Below are 17,596 nucleotides of genomic sequence, written 5' to 3'. Positions count from 1 at the left end.
TTTTAAAAATGGTTAATACGCTGCAACAGATCCGTCCGTTCTTGGCTCTGTTCCGCCGAATAGAACTCCGGTTTCCGGATCACGCCAGATGATCTGTCCGCGACCAAATCCGGTTGAATCAAGGCTAACTTCAATCTCATGCCCTTTTCTAGCCAGTGCTTGGGCTAGGTGATTTGGAAAATTCGGCTCGACCTTGACCTTTTTATCATTCACCCACTGCCATCTTGGAGCATCCAAGGATGCCTGAGGATTCAAGCCAAAATCAATTGTATTCATGACCACTTGCACATGTCCCTGCGGCTGCATGTAAGCTCCCATCACACCAAATGGTCCAACAGGCTGGTCGCCCTTTGTTAAAAATCCAGGAATAATGGTATGATACGTCTTCTTCCCAGGCTTTAATGCGTTCTGGTGGGAAGGATCCATTGAAAAATCATGTCCCCTATTTTGCAATGCGATACCCGCTCCTGGAACTACAAGACCTGAACCAAATCCCATATAATTGCTTTGGATAAAGGAAACCATATTCCCTTCCCCATCAGCAGCAGCCAAATAAACCGTTCCACCAACTTTTTCTTTATATGGTTCTGGTACGATAGCGGTATCGCCAATCTCGGATCTTCTAGCAGCCCCGTACTCCTCAGATAGAAGCTCATCAACCCTCACTGTCATTTCTCTTGGATCAGTGATAAAAGTCTTTCCATCGGTAAAAGCAAGCTTCATGGCTTCAATTTGTTTATGCAAGGTATCAGCAGAGTCTCTGTTCGTAAATTCAAAGCCTTTGGCAATATTAAGCGCAAGCAACGCAACAAGGCCTTGTCCATTCGGCGGAATTTCCCAAACATCATACCCGCGGTAATTAACTTTAATTGGGTCGACCCACTCAGCCTTATATGCGGCCAAATCCTCTTTTGAAAGAAATGCGCCATATTGTTTCGCATAAGCATCAATTTTTTCAGCAATTTCCCCGCGATAGAAGCTTTCTGCATTTGTTTCAGCGATCGATCTTAACGATTCAGCATGACCCTTTGATTTCCAGACCTCGCCTGCCTTAGGCGCTCTGCCATCCGGAGCAAATGTATCAAACCAGCTTTGGAATTCCTCTCCCGTTAACACTTGTTTAAATTTCTTATAAGCGGCCTCCCAATACTTGGCCAAGGTTGGTGTTAAAGGATAGCCGTTTTCTGCGTAATCAATCGCCGGCTGAAGCACCTCTGTTAATGGAAGTTTGCCAAATCGTTTGGATAACTCCGCCCAGCCTGATGGAGCACCCGGGACTGTTACCGGCTCCCAGCCTAAAACAGGAATCTTTTCGTAACCTCTTTCTTTAAGTGCTTCAATGGAAATAGACTTTGGCGCTGGACCGCTGGCATTTAGTCCATAGAGGCTATTGTTTGTCCAAACAAGCGCAAAGGCATCGCCGCCGATTCCGTTAGAGGTAGGCTCTAGCACCGTTAAAGCAGCCGCAGTTGCAATCGCAGCATCAATGGCATTACCGCCCTTTTTTAAAATATCAAGCCCCGCCTGAGCAGCAAGCGGCTGTGAAGTGGCAACCATGCCATTCTTAGCCATGACCGTATTTCTTTGTGAAGGATATGGATGGTAGTGGAAATCAAGATTCATATGGATCACCCTTTGAGTTTATTTATTTCGATTATAGCAAATTATCGGAATACAGGGTGCAGAATATTTCTAGTTGCGAAATTTTTGGTGGGTTTTTGGGGAGAGGGGAGGCTGGTTAGTTCCCGAAAAATTGTTTGGGTGTTCATTTGGGAAGTAACTTGCTGTGTTAGTGACGCTAATTTTGTTTGGGCGGCTCGAACGGGCACTAACATACCATGTTAGTGACGGTAATTTTGATTGAGCTGCCTAAACGGGAACTAACCTGCCATGTTAGTGACGCTAATTTTGTTCGGGCGGCTCGAACGGGAACTAACTAGTGACGAAGAAACACATACCATTAGCAAAACGGGTACTAGTTAGGGCATCTGGTTACTAAAATATCAATAAGGAAGCACAAAAGGGAACTAGTTTGGCCAACTACTCACCAGGAAGTCGCGGCAATCCCAAAAATAGTCACTAGTCAATTACCCCATATATAAAAACCCCGCCAAATCCGGCGGGGTCTGCTAATCCATTCATTATTGAGCTTCAATTAAGCCATAGCGGCCATCTTTACGCTTGTACACAACATTGGTTTTGCTTGTGTCAGCATTTGTGAATACGTAGAAGTTGTGTCCGAGCATGTTCATTTGCAGGATCGCCTCTTCGCTGTCCATTGGCTTTAGGTCAAAGCTTTTCTTACGGACTAATTCAAGATCGTTATCATCCTCAGGAGTCTTTTCAGATTCAGGCAAAGTAACGAATACAGCATCGGCATTGCCTTTTTCACGGAATTTACGATTTACTTTTGTTTTATGTTTGCGGATTTGACGCTCTAATTTATCAGAAATTAAATCAATCGCTGCATACATATCATCATGAACTTCCTCTGCACGAAGCACTAGGTTCTGCATTGGGATCGTTACTTCCACTTTAGAAGATTTACCTTGGTATGTTTTCAAGTTGACATGAACTGTCGCATTTGGAGACTCAGTAAAGTACCGCTCCAATTTTGTAATTTTTTTCTCAACGTATTCTCTAATTGCTGGAGTTACCTCAATGTTCTCACCACGAATGTTAAAATTCATAGATGAACTCCTCCTTTTCATTGTACAAATGCTGTCGCGTCTTTTGGGGTAAACCCTTTCAAAAAAACGCTAAGTCTTTTATTTAAGACTATATGTTTACATTTCTATTTTACCCCATAAAACTCCTGCTAGTACGTGAAAAAACTTTGAGAATTTTGTCGGTTTTGTGAAAGATTCAACAATCGCCAAGGGCCTGTCATCCACTTCTTTTTACTTAATCATATGACATAAAAAAATAAGCATGACAATTAGCCACGCTTAATTTCTCTTATCATAGAACATCCCGTCTGTTTGAACAGATGCATAGGGATTAGTATATTTATTAGTTGACTCTTTTTTCTTGCTGAGCTCTTTCAGATCCTTTTGAATCTCGAGCTTTTCCTTTTTTAAAAGCTGGGAAAGAACAGGCTCAAGCTTCAGCAGCTGGGCCCCCATTTCATTTTCCGAGTCATTGTAAGGGGGCTTAATAGAATTCATCAGCACCTCACGCTGGTTGAGAAGCTCATCGGTTTGCTGAATTTTTTTATCACGGTCTGTCTCGTTTTGCAAAAGACGAATTAAATCTAAGGTGACTTGATAATAAGATTGCAGGGCACTCACTAGATGTGCCCGCCTCCTGCATACTGCTTTTGCCGGTTTAATTTAATGACTTCCTTCCATGTGTCGCGGAATTCGGTTACTAGTTCCTCCACCTCATCAAGGATAGACGAGTCATTTTTAATATTTGCTTCAATAAGACGGCGATTCATAAAATCGTAGAGAGACATCATGTTTTTTGAAACCTGCACATCCATATTTAACGTAACCATGAGCTCTTGGATAATGTTCTGCGCCTTCTGAATATTGGTATTTTTTGCTTCGATATTTTGATCCCCAATCGCTTTTTTCGCGAGATGAATAAACTTTATACATCCGTTGTACAGCATGAGCGTCAGTTCACCCGGTGATGCGGTGTTGACTGAGTTTTGCTGATAGGATTGGTATGGATTATTGATGGCCATCATTTACACTCCTTTGAAAAATTACATGCCGCCGCCAAACTGGTTCATAAGAAACCCCATTTGCTCGTTTGAACGCTGAATCGCTTTTTCCATAGCTGTGAATTGCCGCCAATAGCGGTCCTCTACCTTGATCATTTTATCCTCAAATCGGTCGATTTGTTTATTCACATTGTTCAAAAGCTTCCCGATATCGAAATTAGCATTGGTGGTATTGCTGTTCCCAGCCTTCTCTTTTAGCTGATCAAAGCTAGCACTGACCGTGTCGTACAGCCGCTGGACAATTCCTTTTTGACTGTCGGTTTCACCGCTGCCATTAAATAGCTTTTCGACAGATGATGGATCGGCTTCAATTGCCGCCTTTAGCTCGGCCTCATTAATTTCCAGCTTTCCGCCCTCCAAGTAATTGGCGGTGGTTTTGATTCCGATTGAGGCAAGCTGACTATAAATCGGGTTCACATCGTCGTTTTGCACGGGGTTAGAAAAATTAAGGCGCATTTTTGTTAAAACCGACGATAAAATCGGATCCCGTCTTAACAAGCCGCTCTTCGCCTTTTCTTCCCACTGTTCCTGCTGCTTATCGGACAGGCTCTCGCGCTGGTCATCAGTCAGCGGCTGATAGGAGCGATAGACTTCCTCGTTGACTTTCTTTTGGATTTTATCAATGAGTTCATTGTACTTTGTGACAAATTCTTTTATATTATCTACTACTTTTGATGAGTCATTGCTGATGGACAAGCTAACTGGCGCATCTTCGAAAGTTTGCTTTAATGTGAAAGTAACACCATTGATGTCGAAAGTGTTGCTGTTTCTTTCGGTTTCTAGGCCGTTGATTTCAAAAATAGCGTTTTCTCCCCCGGTTTCTTTGGCATCAGTGAATTTTAAAAGATTATTTAGAAAATCTCCGCCAGTAATAATTTCGCTATCTGCGGCATCACTATATGTATATTTATCATTACCAAACTCATCTTTTGTTGGAGTCGGATCATTCCCCCTAAAATTTCCAGTCTCTGTTCTTGTCATAGAGATTCGATCGGAAAAAGAATCATAGAACATGGATACACCTACATTAGAGCTATTTACCTTGTTAATAACCTGATTAAGCGAATCTGTTCCTTTGACCAGGAAATTTTCCTTGATTTCCCCTTTGGAAGTATGGGTTGTTAGGTTAAAGGTTGTGTAATGCTGTCTATAATTTACTTCCAATTTTGTACCCTTAGCCTGTTCGCTGTTAAAGATGATTTTACCGGTATCAAGATTGATTTTTCCAACGGAATTGGAATTATTTACATTGTCAACTAAAGTTACAAATCCATCGTTATCCGGAGTTTCCCCTTCTATTACCTTATAAATAGTTGAACTATTATCCGGATTTGTAAGCCTTAATGTGAAAGCATAATTATCATCTGGATTAGATGACTTTGACACAAGCGCACCATTCGCCAATTGCCATTCTTTAATGGGTGTTTCAACTTTTTTAGATTCTGTTTTTTCTTTAAGAACATAATCCACTTTTATGACGCTGTCCTTTTTAGGGGACAAATTAAATTTGATAGTACCATCAGATCCTAAATAAACTTGGTTATCCTGTTTTAGGTCTGTTTCTGCAAGGACAATATTATAGGAAGTTCCGTTAACTTTAACAGACATGTTTTCAATATCATTATTTAATGTAATCCCTGAACCAAGATTTAAAGGATCCACGCCAACCTTAATGGTCTTGCTTTCTACAACACCTTCAGACCAAGTAAAAGGGTCTAACTTTCCATTTACATTTTCATAGTACAAGCTTTTACTTGGATCAAATTTCTCTCCATTAACCTCTTTAGATATTTTTTCCGCATTTATCCTAGTAGCCGCAGAAGCCAGCTGCGTAACCTTCCCAATCGAATAAGACGACAACGAAGCCGCACTGCTGGCTGTAGCCGTCACCCGCTCATCATTGGTAGTCGAAACATTCCGCACACGGTATTTAGTCGTTAACTTCATTTGTGTCAAATCAGAACGGAAATCAAGGAGCAGAGTATTGATGGCACGATAATCGTCGCGCTGCCATTCTAATTTTTGCTTTTGCTGCTTGTATTTATCTAACGGAATCCGTTCTGCTTTCATTAAATCCTTAACCATGGTATCAATGTCCATACCGCTGGCTAAACCGCCAATCCTCATGATTGTACCTCGCTTTCTTAAATTTTGCGGTCAATCAATAAACCAATTCTTTCTGTCATTGCCGCGTAGAAATCAAGTAGCTTTCTTGGAGGAATCTCCCTGACTACTTCTTTCGTTTTATCATCAACTAATGTTACGTAATATTCGTTCAGCTTTTCATGAAACTCAAACTTCAAGGAAGTATGAGTCGGGTTAAGAAAATCATTCAGTCCTTGAACAATTTCTTGTAATGTTTTTTCAGCAAGGGTAAACTCTTGAACTTCTTCCTTTGGTTCAGGCTGCTTTTTTTCTTTAATTTCAATAGTCGTTTCCCTTCTAGGTGGTGTTCTAAGCTGCAGGGAAGGCTGATTCGATGAAACGCGCTCAATCATCTCTTAGTCCCCCAAACTTAAACGATTCTTCTAATAATATCGGATAGAATAAAAGAACTTTTAGAAAAAAAGAAAAAAAGACCTTACTCATCTAAATGAGTAAGGTCCCAACCAACATAAAAAGAAACACAGCGAATTCAAACGGGTGGTGATATCCCTATCAGGTATATATATTAATCAGCAGCCCTTCAATTTCCCCAACAAGGCTTAGGATAGAGAGGCCCTTGTGCTCTTTATCGAGGACGGTATCAGTAAGCTCGACTAGTTTTTTATCCACTTGCTTTACTAACGTATATACTTTAGTGGAGCCCCTCTGGCTGAAGCCTCTGTGCTGATCAAGCTGCAGACCATTTTTAATCGATTCATCCATGAAGTCTTTAATCATCTTTTTATATTTGCGTAAGTTTTCAACGGTTTGATTGTTTACGAGCTTTTTTCCTTGATCCTCAATTTCCTTCATTCTTTGATTAAGGCGGTCAAAGGTAATGCTTGTCCGCTGTTTTTTCATCATTTCCTGAAAGGCAATTGAATCCTTAGCTACCTCTTCTTTTGCCTGTAATTTATTCATAGAGGCCTTTCCGACACGTTGAACTTCCATTTTCACACCTCATTTTAAAAGCACCTAAGATACGACTATTCTATCAAATAAAGAAGGGAGAAGAAATTCTCCTCCCCCTAAAATTATTTTAGTAACTGCAGGACACCCTGCGGCAATTGGTTTGCCTGTGACAGCATAGCCTGAGCAGCTTGGTTTAGAATATTATTCTTCGTGAAGTTGGTCATCTCTAAAGCCATATCCAAATCGCGGATTCGTGATTCGGAGGAAGTTACATTTTCATTCATAATCTTCAAGTTATCAACTGTATGTTCTAAACGGTTTTGAATGGAACCAAGACGTGCTCTTTCAGAAGAAACTCGCTGAATCGTATCATCTAGGACAGTAATAGCTGCTTGTGCCTTTTCACTAGTTGAAACATCCAATGCATACAATGTCTCGTCATTAGATACCCCATCTGTTGCCCCTGGGATTTCCGTAAACCAAACTTTTTGAAAGCTTCCGTCAACCAAAGTTATAGTTGCTTCTCCGGCAGTATCTGAAGAGATGTTCAGTGCACTTCCGCGCATATCATTAATTTGCAGAGATACCATTTGGCCGGCATTAGCACCAATCTGCAGTTTTAAGGAATTATCCTGCAGTGAACCTTCCTGAAGTTCAAATTCAAATTCGCCTTCCTTTAGCCCGGTAAGACTATTTATTTCTAATCCAGGAATTCCATCAAACGCGAAAACAAATGGATCTTCCCCGCTGACTGCTTTTGTTCCAATATCAACTGGTTGGCCACCATCTAAGGACACCTGGTACTGATACAATGTTGCAGGTGTTGAAGTTGAGAAACTTACACTTTCCCCATCACTCAATGTTCCAGGAGCATCAACCAGGAACTGCAAACCATAATCATCAAAAGGCTGGCCTTCTTCAATGGCTGCTGTTTTTGTTCCATCAGCATTTGATAAAAGATATTTATTCGGAGTTGGCGGATTAATGGTAAAGGAGAATGAGCCTTCCTTCAGATCATCAGCATTTAATAATAACCCCTCAAATTCGGATACATTAGACAGAGTGACGGAATCGCCTTTTTTCACCCCAGGAATTTCGTAAGGCTGATTGTTAATAGAAACTGTATAATCTAAATATTCATCAGCAGCCTTAGTTGAGAAGGTTATACTGTCTCCTTCAGCCAGCGCTGTTGCGGTACTAAACTGAAAAGAGATGCCATGATTATTATCATACATATCCGCATAAGGTACCTGATCAATAATCGTATTAACTCCTGCTTCATCAACGAATTTTACTTGCCAGCCTGCAGCCAGCTTAGTGATAGTCCAATCCCCTGATTCCACATTACTATGCACAGTTATTGGTTTTTCAAACTCAACATTACCTGTGCCTTGAACAGTATAATTTTTCAGTGGATCTGCAATAATTTCTTCAGCAGATTGTCCAACATCAAACTGTATAGACTGACTTGAGCCTAACTTTTCTAAAGTGAAATTAAGACCATGCTTTTGATAGCTTTCGCCAAATTTATGTCTCTCACTTCTGATGGTGTCCCCACTGCTAGAAATTTCAAACTCCTCATCATTAATATACTTAATCGTGATGGTTTCAGAGGCAGGGTACGGTTCACCGCCTGGAGCAGAAAAATCGTAAGAAATGGTACCGCCGTTAAAGGAATAATCTCCTGAACCATTCACGGTTAGTTTCATTGGCTGGAGTGTATATTCTGTACTTCCGCCCTCGAAATATTTATCTGCTACAACGCTAGTAACCTCAACATTATAATCTCCAGGCAAAGCTTTTTCCTGATCAGTAATCTCGTAAGTCAATCCTGTTGAATTATCCGTTTGAATCATTGATCCATCTTGAAAGAGGACACCATCACCTTTTTCAAGAGTCAATGTCCATGCGTCTTCTGCAGCTTCACTAGTTACACCAATTTCACCTGATCGCGCATCGCCTGAAGCACCAAATACAGGTCCATTTTCAAGTGTCACATTTTCTGGATTGACTGATTCTGCTTCTATCTTGGAAATCTCAATTTTATGAGTACCAGTGGTTAGTTCATCTGGATTTGTAATCGTCATAGCCATTTGGTTTTGATCGTTAAATAATACCACGTTTCCATCTGGAAAACTTTTTCCGTCTTCTGTGAATTTAATTGTCCTGCTGCCATCTAATAGCTTAGCCGTATTAAATTCAGTTGAATTTCCAATACGGTTCACTTCAGAAGTAAGCTGATTAAGCTCTTTCTGAATTTCCGCGCGGTCAGTCTTTGTATAGGAGTCATTTGCCGCCTGGACGGATAGTTCCCTCATACGCTGAAGGATTTCATGAACAGATGAAAGCGCACCCTCGCCTGTTTGAATAAGGGAGATGCCATCTAGGGCATTTCTCTCTGCCATTTCAAGACCGCGAATCTGCGAGCGCATTTTTTCAGAAATTGCCAGGCCTGCTGCATCATCAGCCGCCTTATTAATTCGAAGACCAGAAGATAGTCTTTCTAAACTTTTAGCCGTATTCGCGTTATTTACTGATAGATTGCGGTAAGCATTTAATGCCGATATATTATGATTAATTCTCATTTACGTTCACCCCTGGTCTGAAATTAGTTATTTGTCCTCATAATGCTATTTTCATAGGCAGAAACTTTTCTGGACAAATTTGTTTGTAAAGAGGTGGGCTTCAATTTCATTGCATCATTCCAAGCCTTGGAAAGAACCTCTGTGATTTCTGCTGCCTTTTTTATAATCTCTATATCTTTCTTTATATTAGCCAAAATCAACTGATCAGCTAAAAAGTTATATAATGTGTCAAGTTGCTCAGCAATAGAACCCGCTTCATACTTAAGTCCAATTCCTAAGCGATGAAGAATATCATTTGCCCTTTGCAGCTTCTTATTTGCTGAAATGTAATCTTTTTGTTCGATATCAACTATGGAACCCTCCAGGTTTTCAAGCATTCCTTCATATAAAAGGGATGTCAACTCCTGCGGTGACTTCTGATAAAGAATTTCATTTGTTAGAGCTTCCATATGTACCTCCTGCAACTTTCTTCCTCATTTAATATCGGCAAAATTTTGTAGTTTTTTAGTACCTTTTGTCAACTTCCTCTAGTAAAACAAGGATTTCAGCAATAGCGGCATAAAGCTGAGGCGGGATTGAATCACCAAGGTCAATGTCCAGTAAATTACTTAGAAGAGTTGGATCTTCTTGAAGATGCACATGATTTTTCTTTGCAATATTAATGATCTTTTGCGCAACCTGGCCTGACCCTTGAGCAACAACGGTGGGCGTGCCACCCTGGTGCTCATTGTAGCGGATAACAGCTGCCGTTGGCCCATTTGTCTCTCTGCGTTTCTTTTGATTGATATAATATTGATTCATCAAATCGAAAAGTCATATCCTTTCTCTGTAAAAGCTGAAGTTTGTCCTAAAACAGCCGAGTCTTCATGTTTATTTTCAAAAGAGTCCTGATTTAATTTCTTAAATTGAACGCCCCCGACATTAAAACCGATTTCTTTAAACTTTTCCTTAGAAACTTCAGCTAACGGTTCCATTTTCTCTTGAAAATCGTCTTTATTGCTTTTAAAAGTTAACGAGAGATTTCGGTTCGCAGCAGTTAGCAGTATACCAATTTCGCCCATTTTTTTTGTTTCTAGGACAAAATATAAACTGCAATTCTCCCAATCAATTTTTTCGCCATTTTTCTTCGAATTGACAAAGACCTTGACATTCTCAACCTGCTTATTAAACATAAAGGGCAGCTGCAATAGCATGCTTTGCATTCCAGAGGCGTCAGGCTTACTTAACAGCTGCTGTCCGGTAAAGTTATTAATGGCCTGATCGATTTGAGAGGCCACTTTAGGCTGCTGTCCCTCTTCAGTTTGCAAGAATTTTAATAAAGATGCCTTGACATTTTCCGGCAGTTCTGACGCATTTCGATTAACCATAGCCTGGACGGTTTCCCTTTCATTCATAAAGCCAAGCCTTTTAACCGATTCAAATACATGACGCGCAGACAAATCGTCACGATTAAGGTTTTGCAGAACAGCTTCATATTGCTTAGCTACCTGCTTATCCGGCAGTAATTCTTTCAAACCTTGTTCACTGACAAAATGCTTCACTTTAACATCAGAAGGCTTGAAGATAATGCTATCTAAGGTTGCCTTGACTTCTTTAACAATTTTATTAGCATCGCTGATTTGCCCATTTTGCAAAAGTGTTTTCGCCTCAGCAAGACTGCTGCTTGCTTTCATTAAATTTTTTTCCATGGACATGTCTGTATAAAGCATGTAATCGCCTTTTAAAATGGCATTATCGAGCTTACGGATAGTAGTTTCAAGAAGTTGTGACATTTGCAGCCGATTGGCTGGGAGATTTAACTTATTTGTAAGATAATCAAGATTTTTCGTTATTCCTTGTTTTACCTGTTTGAAATCAATCGCCATTTGCGACAGCCTTTTGGAAATCATCGTAACGATAATGTCCTTTGTTTCGCCCCTCATCCCCTGAAGCACATTGGTTATCATCGCTTGTTCAGCATCAGAAAGAATCACTTCTGCATTTGGCTGAAGAACGCTGTTTTCCTGCTGAAGCTTGGTCAGGCCATTGGCCAATTCCTTTCTCGAAGCAAGTTCTCTGCCCTTTTCCTGAAGATGGACTGCCTTCTGATGGGCTTCTTTTAGTGATGACAAATTTATCTCGCTATGGCCTGCGGCTTCTGTTAAAAACGGCGGGATCTTCTCCAGCAAGGCAGGTAGAGAGGGTTCATGCTGAACAGCCTTCACTAGTTCCAGAAATGCCTTGGTTAAAGGACTTTGGCCCACTCCGGTTTCTTTTGGGAGGGCAGTCTCTGAACTTTGTGATGCAATTTGTATACTGTTTTCCAGCTTAGCAGCTCCCGTTTGTTCCTTTACAAATTTGGCCGGATCCAATTCATAGCCTATAGCTTTTAAGATTTTTTCCAAAGAGGCAGTTAACGGCTCGCCATGTAATGCGGAGTGCACGGCTTTTATATGTATAGGTGTTAATTCTATATTTTTATTCATTAATGCTTGGATGGAGTTTAACTTCTGCTCAATGGTCCCAGCTTCATTTTTCAAAAAGTGGCTTAAAACGGCTATCACTTCTTTTGTAAGTGAATATCCTTTTGCCTCCCACAGAGCTGCAGCTTGCCGCAAGTCTGGACTAGCAATATTCTTCAAAAGAGACTCAGCTGTTTGCCCCATTGCAGGTTTTATATTGTCCTGCTTGCTGATAGCCTTAACTACAATTTGATCGCTATTAGCGTTAGATACCTCAACCATTGCCCGATTCTGTGCAGGAACCTCCCCTTCAAACTTAACGGTCAGTTCCGTCCCCTTCATTAGCACGACCGCTTCGTTATTCGGTTTTCTTTCCTTGATAACAATAGAAGTAATATCATTCTTGTTAATTGATAAAGTAGAATCTGCTATTTTATTTTGCGGAAACATATTACCTCTAATTTCCATATTCACGTCCACCACACTCCAAATCAAATACCTATTGGTAATATCGGCTATATGCTAAGGAATTCAAGGCGTTGCAGGCAGGACAAATTTACCAATCTATGTATAAAAAAAGAGAAGTGATGGAACACCTCTCTGTTTATTATTTATCCAATTTTCACTGCTAAGCTTTCGCCTTTTTCTTCAAAATACTGATTCATAAGCAAATCTAATTTTATCGAAAGCGTAATATATTCAGTATTCCCGGGGCCCTTTGCCTTGTATATCTCTTTTAATTTTTTTCTAAGCTCCAGGATTTCGGCTAAAAGTTCGACATCTTCCAATTGTTCATGGTCCTTCAATTTCATCATACACACACCTTTAATTAATTTTTATTGAAAAATGATTGAGGAATGTAGAATGAATAATCATAATCCATGGTGTTAAACCTCGTATTTCCAAAACCTATAAGATACTATCACATGGTCATTACCCTTGAAAATACTAAATAGGATACTTGGAAAATTCTCAAAACTTCATTGAAATGCTAATATAATAATTTTGTCGAAAAACGTCGTGAAAACGCTTAATTGTTCATCTTTACAATGAAGTAAGATTTTTTTTAATATATTAAAATAAAACAAAGTAATAATTTTCTAACAATAGATTGGAGGACCAAATGGAGATTAGACTGTTAACACCCTCAGATGCGGATTATTATTTTCATATAAGATTAGAAGCCTTGAAAAATAACCCTGAGGCATTTGCCGTAAGCTACGAAGAGGAAAAAAGCCAGACAGCAAAAAAGTATAAAGAAAGATTTCAAGCAGAAGGTTCATTTACCTTTGGTGCTTATGAAAACAATCAGCTAGTTGGAACGATCACCTTGGTAAAAGAAACATTGTATAAACTTAGACACCGGGCAAATATTTTTGCCATGTATGTAGCACAGGATAGACGCGGATTAGGGATTGGAAAAAAACTTTTAGAAGCAGCAATTAATAAAGCCAGGGAACTAGACGGGGTTGAACAAATTTACCTTACTGTAGTAGCCACAAATCTGCCGGCCAAACGGCTGTATATCTCCTTTGGCTTTGAGGTCTTTAGTATGGAAAAGAGGGCAATGAAATTAGATGATGTGTATTTAGATGAAGAGCATATGGTTCTTTTTATAAAATAGGCAGTGGTCTTAATGGTGATTTAATGAATTAGTTGATTGGAGCGGAAATCAACGGCGATATCTAACCGACCCTTTTGGGTCATTAAATCTAAATTTTTCCTCAGTATGGGGTAAAATATAATTAATAAACTCAGGATCTACCCCAATATCTTTGCCGTGTTTTTAGGAGGAAAATTTAATGCCATCCATAAATGACGTTATCCTGCGCATTCAAAATATTAAATATTCATCAACTGCGATATATTCTGGCTTGGAAATTCTCCTTGTATTAGATGGGGAATTAGCGGTTGAAACGGATCGATCTGTCCACCAGTTGGGTGAGGACCATTTATTTGTCATTAATCGCAACCAGCCTTATGAAATTCGCGGCATCCGAAAAAACACGGTGCTGAAAATGAGTATTCCTGATTCTTTTCTGGCCCACTTTTATCCTGAATATCGCTTCCATACCTTCGATTTATTTTCTCCTGACATTGACAGAGGAAAGGAAAATACGATTACAGAATTGCGAAAGCTTCTTGCTGAAATGATGGTGATCCATTTCCGGCAAGAAGAAGGATATAAACTAGAGATGAGTGAACGGATTGCGAAAATTTTGCTTATCTTAATTCGGAGATTTAAAGCAGATGAAACAATTGAATCCGATGTCTATGTGGAAGATGACCGATTAAAGGGAATCCTAGCCTTCATTGAACAGCATTATACAGAGCCCCTTACATTAGATGAGGTCGCAGATAGATTTTATTTATCATCCAGCTATTTTTCGCGTTATTTTAAAAAGCAGTTAGGGACTGGATTTACCCGCTATATGATGAATATTCGCTTAAAACATAGCTTGAAGGATTTATTATACACAAAGGATTCCATCACAAATATCGCCTTAAAGCATGGATTCCCTAACGCTAAAGCATTTACGAATTTATTTAAAGAGGTCTATGGAGAAACGCCTGTCTCCTATCGTGAAAAAAATGCTAAAGAACCAGTAAATGCTGTGCAAAATTATGATATGGAAGATAAAGAAACGCTGCTAAACTCGCCTGAAATGATGATCAAACTAAGACTCTTAATTTCAGAAGGAGAAGATACAAAAACGATTAGTGATTTAGAAACCAATTTCGAATCGGTAACAATTGATATCGAATCTCCTTCAAAACAGAAGTTACATCATCCAGACAATCTATTGATGATTGGCGAACTGAAAGAATTGCAGAAAGAAAGTGTACGAAAGCAAGTGTTGTTAGCGAAAGATGGTTTGAAAATTAAATATGTCGGGATCCATAGGCTTTTAACAGGAAGGACGATTGCTCCTGAAGTAGAAACGGATGAATTAATTCCAACGACATCCCCTTATTACAATTCAGATGAGGCCATTGAGTTTTTAAAAGCCAATCAATTATCTTTATATATTCATGTCAAATATAACCGGATTGCATCCGAGCAGGAGGCTTATTTAGAAAAACTGCAAAGATTCTTTAAACATTGTGTCACATTGTTTGGAAACAGCTATGTTGAATCGTGGTGCATCATGATTACGGACGCTGCAGATCACCATCGAAATCAAAAAGAACTGGAAACCTTTTATATAAAAATTTACGGATTGCTAAAATCCATCATCCCTAATCTTAGAATCGGCGTTCTTTTACCCTTTTCCTATAACCAAGGTGTGATAGATCGGCATGATCAATGGGTTCTCCAGCAAAGTGAATATGTTGATTTTATTGCCTTCCAAGCAAATACACATGAAATCATTGATTATCAAAAACTAGATGATACCAATTTTGATTTGGCTAAAGACTTTATTAAAGAAAAAACGGAGAAATTAAAACGATATTTAAAACAATACGCGATTGAGAAACCGCTTCACTTAATAACTTGGAATACGATTTCGGGTAATACCCGCTATACCAATGGCACCTTTTTTCGCGGGGCTCTAGTTTTTAATAATGCGATCAGTGTTTCAGATAAGGTGGAAATACTCGGTTTCTGGATCAACACGGAGACGCATGAAAAAAGTTTGGATGTGAACAGTATTCCTTTAGAAGGCATGGAAATGTTCCATTATTTTAACGGCAAACGGCCAGTGTTTTTCGCGATGTCCTTTTTCAACCGATTACGCGGACATATCATCGCTAGAGGGCCATTATTTGTAATGACGGAAAATGAGCTGGGTTATCAGCTTGTTCTCATGAACTCGACGATCATTAATCCGTTTTTATCCATCGAGGATTCGTTTCTTCAGAAATTAATGAAGGAAATGCGAGTGACGATTAACGGGATTCCTAGCGGGAAGTACCAAATTCGCAAGTTTATTTTTGATAAAGATCATGGCGCCTTGTACAAGCTTTGGTGGGAAAATAACAGTGAGTTTGGGATTGACCATGAAATTATTGACTACATAACACGTTCCAGTCACCCATCACTAGAAGTATTTGATGAAACCATTGATGGGGAATGGACCATGTATTCCTACCTCACTGTCAATGCCATTCACTTTTTTGAAATACGAAAGGTCTTGTTCTAGGTAAAAAAAGTACCGTACATTTTCGTCCCATATTTGCTAGTGTTAATAATTTCACGCAGGAATAAAAAGAATACGACAAAAAAAGCCTCTTTTTAAAAGGGGCTTTTTTTTATAATAATCTACGAAAAGAAAAAACACCGGTAGTTTCACAATCTTTTCATGTTATAAAAGCTACTCGAAATTTGCAGCAGCACTACTTAGGAGGTAGTAAACATGGAAAATAGTTATAAAGGTACAAACAAATTACTTACAGGGATTGTCTTTGGGGTTCTCACCTTCTGGCTATTTGCTCAATCATTGGTCAATGTGGTCCCTGCCGTCCAAAAAGACTTGGGCGTTTCCCTTGGAACATTAAATATTGGTATTAGTTTAACAGCCTTATTCTCAGGTTTGTTTATTGTCGCCATGGGTGGTTTAGCGGATAAAATCGGCCGGAAGAAGATTACTAATATCGGACTGATTTTAAGCATTATTGGTTCACTTTGTTTAGTTTTTGCTAATGGACCTGTTCTTCTTGTGATCGGCCGGATTATTCAAGGCTTGTCCGCTGCCTGTATCATGCCTGCTACGATTGCTTTAGTTAAATCTTATTATGAAGGTGCCGAGCGTCAGCGTGCACTTAGCTACTGGTCTATCGGTTCTTGGGGTGGATCTGGTGTATGTTCATTTGCCGGCGGTTTAATTGCCACTTACTTAGGCTGGAGATGGATCTTCATTTTCTCCATTGTAATTGCCGCACTTGCTTTATTACTAATCAAAGATGCGCCTGAAAGCAAAACAGAAACTTCAGGAAAGTTCAAGTTCGATTTCGCTGGCTTAATGATCTTTATTGTTGTCATGCTTGCTTTAAACGTGTTGATTACCTTTGGTGCTGATTTAGGCTGGACAAGTCCTATGTCCTTGATCATGGCAGCAGTGACCATTGTTGGTGCGATTCTCTTCATAAAAGTAGAAAAAAGCAAAAAAGTCGTCCTTATTGACTTCAGCTTATTTAAAAACAAACCATATACAGGGGCAACATTCTCAAACTTTTTGTTAAATGCCATTGCCGGGACAATGGTTGTTGCCAATACGTATGTCCAAGTCGGCCGCGGTTTCAGCGCCTTCCAATCCGGTATGTTATCACTTGGTTACTTAGTGGCTGTGTTAGCGATGATTCGCGTCGGTGAGAAAATTTTACAAAGAGTTGGTGCTAAGAAGCCAATGCTTTGGGGTTCAGTGATTACAACAGCAGGTGTTGCGATTATGGGCTTAACCTTCTTGCCTGATTTAGCTTATACCGTTGTCGTATTTATTGGTTACGCCTTATTCGGTCTTGGCCTAGGGATCTATGCAACTCCATCAACAGATACTTCTGTATCCAACGCTCCATCGAATAAAGTCGGTGAAGCTGCAGGGATTTATAAAATGGCAAGCTCACTTGGAAGCTCTTTCGGGGTCGCGATTTCTGCCACTGTATATAGCGTCATGTCTGCTAGCAACCTGGAGGCAGGGGCAACTTGGGGCATTATTACGAACGTGATCTTTGGTGTATTAGCCCTTCTTTCCATCATCTTTATGGTGCCAAAAAATGCAGGTAAAGAAGATCAAGAGGCAAACGCAGGTCAGGCTGCCTAAAGAAAACTTATTTTGAGCGGA

General features: G+C 39.7%; 15 protein-coding genes. 3 read left to right on the top strand and 12 right to left on the bottom strand.

Annotation, left to right across the window (positions count from 1 at the left end):
* Positions 1-12: 12 nt before the first annotated feature.
* From AC1Q59_RS12570 to AC1Q59_RS12515, 12 genes are all read right to left on the bottom strand, one after another.
* Entirely contained in the window at positions 13-1,623 is a 1,611-nt protein-coding gene (locus tag AC1Q59_RS12570; RefSeq protein ID WP_492366180.1) for a gamma-glutamyltransferase family protein, read from the bottom strand.
* A 518-nt stretch (positions 1,624-2,141) separates the two neighbouring features.
* Positions 2,142-2,690 (bottom strand): ribosome hibernation-promoting factor, HPF/YfiA family, encoded by a 549-nt coding sequence (gene hpf / locus AC1Q59_RS12565; protein WP_492366179.1) that lies wholly within the window; start codon positions 2,688-2,690, stop codon positions 2,142-2,144.
* Between the two features lie 258 nt (positions 2,691-2,948).
* Entirely contained in the window at positions 2,949-3,290 is a 342-nt protein-coding gene (fliT, locus tag AC1Q59_RS12560) for a flagellar protein FliT (protein WP_492366178.1), read from the bottom strand.
* A complete protein-coding gene (gene fliS / locus AC1Q59_RS12555) occupies positions 3,290-3,691 on the bottom strand; it encodes a flagellar export chaperone FliS (RefSeq protein ID WP_492366417.1) in 402 nt (133 codons plus the stop codon). The genes fliT and fliS (AC1Q59_RS12555) overlap by 1 nt, the downstream gene beginning before the upstream one ends.
* 21 nt (positions 3,692-3,712) lie before the next feature.
* Complete coding sequence (gene fliD / locus AC1Q59_RS12550) at positions 3,713-5,857, bottom strand: flagellar filament capping protein FliD (RefSeq protein WP_492366177.1); 2,145 nt, start codon at positions 5,855-5,857, stop codon at positions 3,713-3,715.
* 17 nt (positions 5,858-5,874) lie between these two features.
* On the bottom strand, positions 5,875-6,228 hold the full coding sequence (flaG, locus tag AC1Q59_RS12545; RefSeq protein WP_492366176.1) for a flagellar protein FlaG: 354 nt from the start codon (positions 6,226-6,228) through the stop codon (positions 5,875-5,877).
* 160 nt (positions 6,229-6,388) lie between these two features.
* Positions 6,389-6,826, bottom strand: a complete 438-nt coding sequence (locus AC1Q59_RS12540; RefSeq protein ID WP_492366175.1) for a YaaR family protein — start codon at positions 6,824-6,826, stop codon at positions 6,389-6,391.
* 83 nt (positions 6,827-6,909) lie between these two features.
* Entirely contained in the window at positions 6,910-9,372 is a 2,463-nt protein-coding gene (locus AC1Q59_RS12535) for a flagellin N-terminal helical domain-containing protein (protein WP_492366174.1), read from the bottom strand.
* A 23-nt stretch (positions 9,373-9,395) separates the two neighbouring features.
* Positions 9,396-9,821 (bottom strand): flagellar export chaperone FliS, encoded by a 426-nt coding sequence (fliS, locus tag AC1Q59_RS12530; protein ID WP_492366173.1) that lies wholly within the window; start codon positions 9,819-9,821, stop codon positions 9,396-9,398.
* A gap of 55 nt (positions 9,822-9,876) precedes the next feature.
* The gene (locus AC1Q59_RS12525) at positions 9,877-10,173 is read right to left on the bottom strand and encodes an EscU/YscU/HrcU family type III secretion system export apparatus switch protein (RefSeq protein WP_492366416.1); all 297 of its coding nucleotides are present in this window, start codon (positions 10,171-10,173) and stop codon (positions 9,877-9,879) included.
* Positions 10,173-12,281, bottom strand: a complete 2,109-nt coding sequence (locus tag AC1Q59_RS12520) for a hypothetical protein (protein ID WP_492366172.1) — start codon at positions 12,279-12,281, stop codon at positions 10,173-10,175. Before AC1Q59_RS12520 ends, AC1Q59_RS12525 begins: the two co-directional genes overlap by 1 nt.
* A gap of 143 nt (positions 12,282-12,424) precedes the next feature.
* Positions 12,425-12,628 (bottom strand): aspartyl-phosphate phosphatase Spo0E family protein, encoded by a 204-nt coding sequence (locus AC1Q59_RS12515; RefSeq protein ID WP_492366171.1) that lies wholly within the window; start codon positions 12,626-12,628, stop codon positions 12,425-12,427.
* A gap of 308 nt (positions 12,629-12,936) precedes the next feature.
* On the opposite strand from AC1Q59_RS12515, the gene AC1Q59_RS12510 reads away from it, so the two are divergent.
* From AC1Q59_RS12510 to AC1Q59_RS12500, 3 genes are all read left to right on the top strand, one after another.
* Positions 12,937-13,437: a GNAT family N-acetyltransferase gene (locus tag AC1Q59_RS12510; protein WP_492366170.1), complete on the top strand. Its 501-nt coding sequence runs from the start codon at positions 12,937-12,939 to the stop codon at positions 13,435-13,437.
* A 178-nt stretch (positions 13,438-13,615) separates the two neighbouring features.
* Complete coding sequence (locus AC1Q59_RS12505) at positions 13,616-15,958, top strand: helix-turn-helix domain-containing protein (RefSeq protein WP_492366169.1); 2,343 nt, start codon at positions 13,616-13,618, stop codon at positions 15,956-15,958.
* Positions 15,959-16,171: 213 nt separating this feature from the next.
* A complete protein-coding gene (locus AC1Q59_RS12500) occupies positions 16,172-17,575 on the top strand; it encodes an MFS transporter (protein ID WP_492366168.1) in 1,404 nt (467 codons plus the stop codon).
* The last annotated feature ends 21 nt before the right edge of the window (positions 17,576-17,596 follow it).

It is taken from the genome of Cytobacillus sp. MT66, assembly GCF_058792595.1.
Note: the sequence above shows the minus strand (reverse complement) of the source record. Positions and strands in the feature narration are given on the sequence as shown.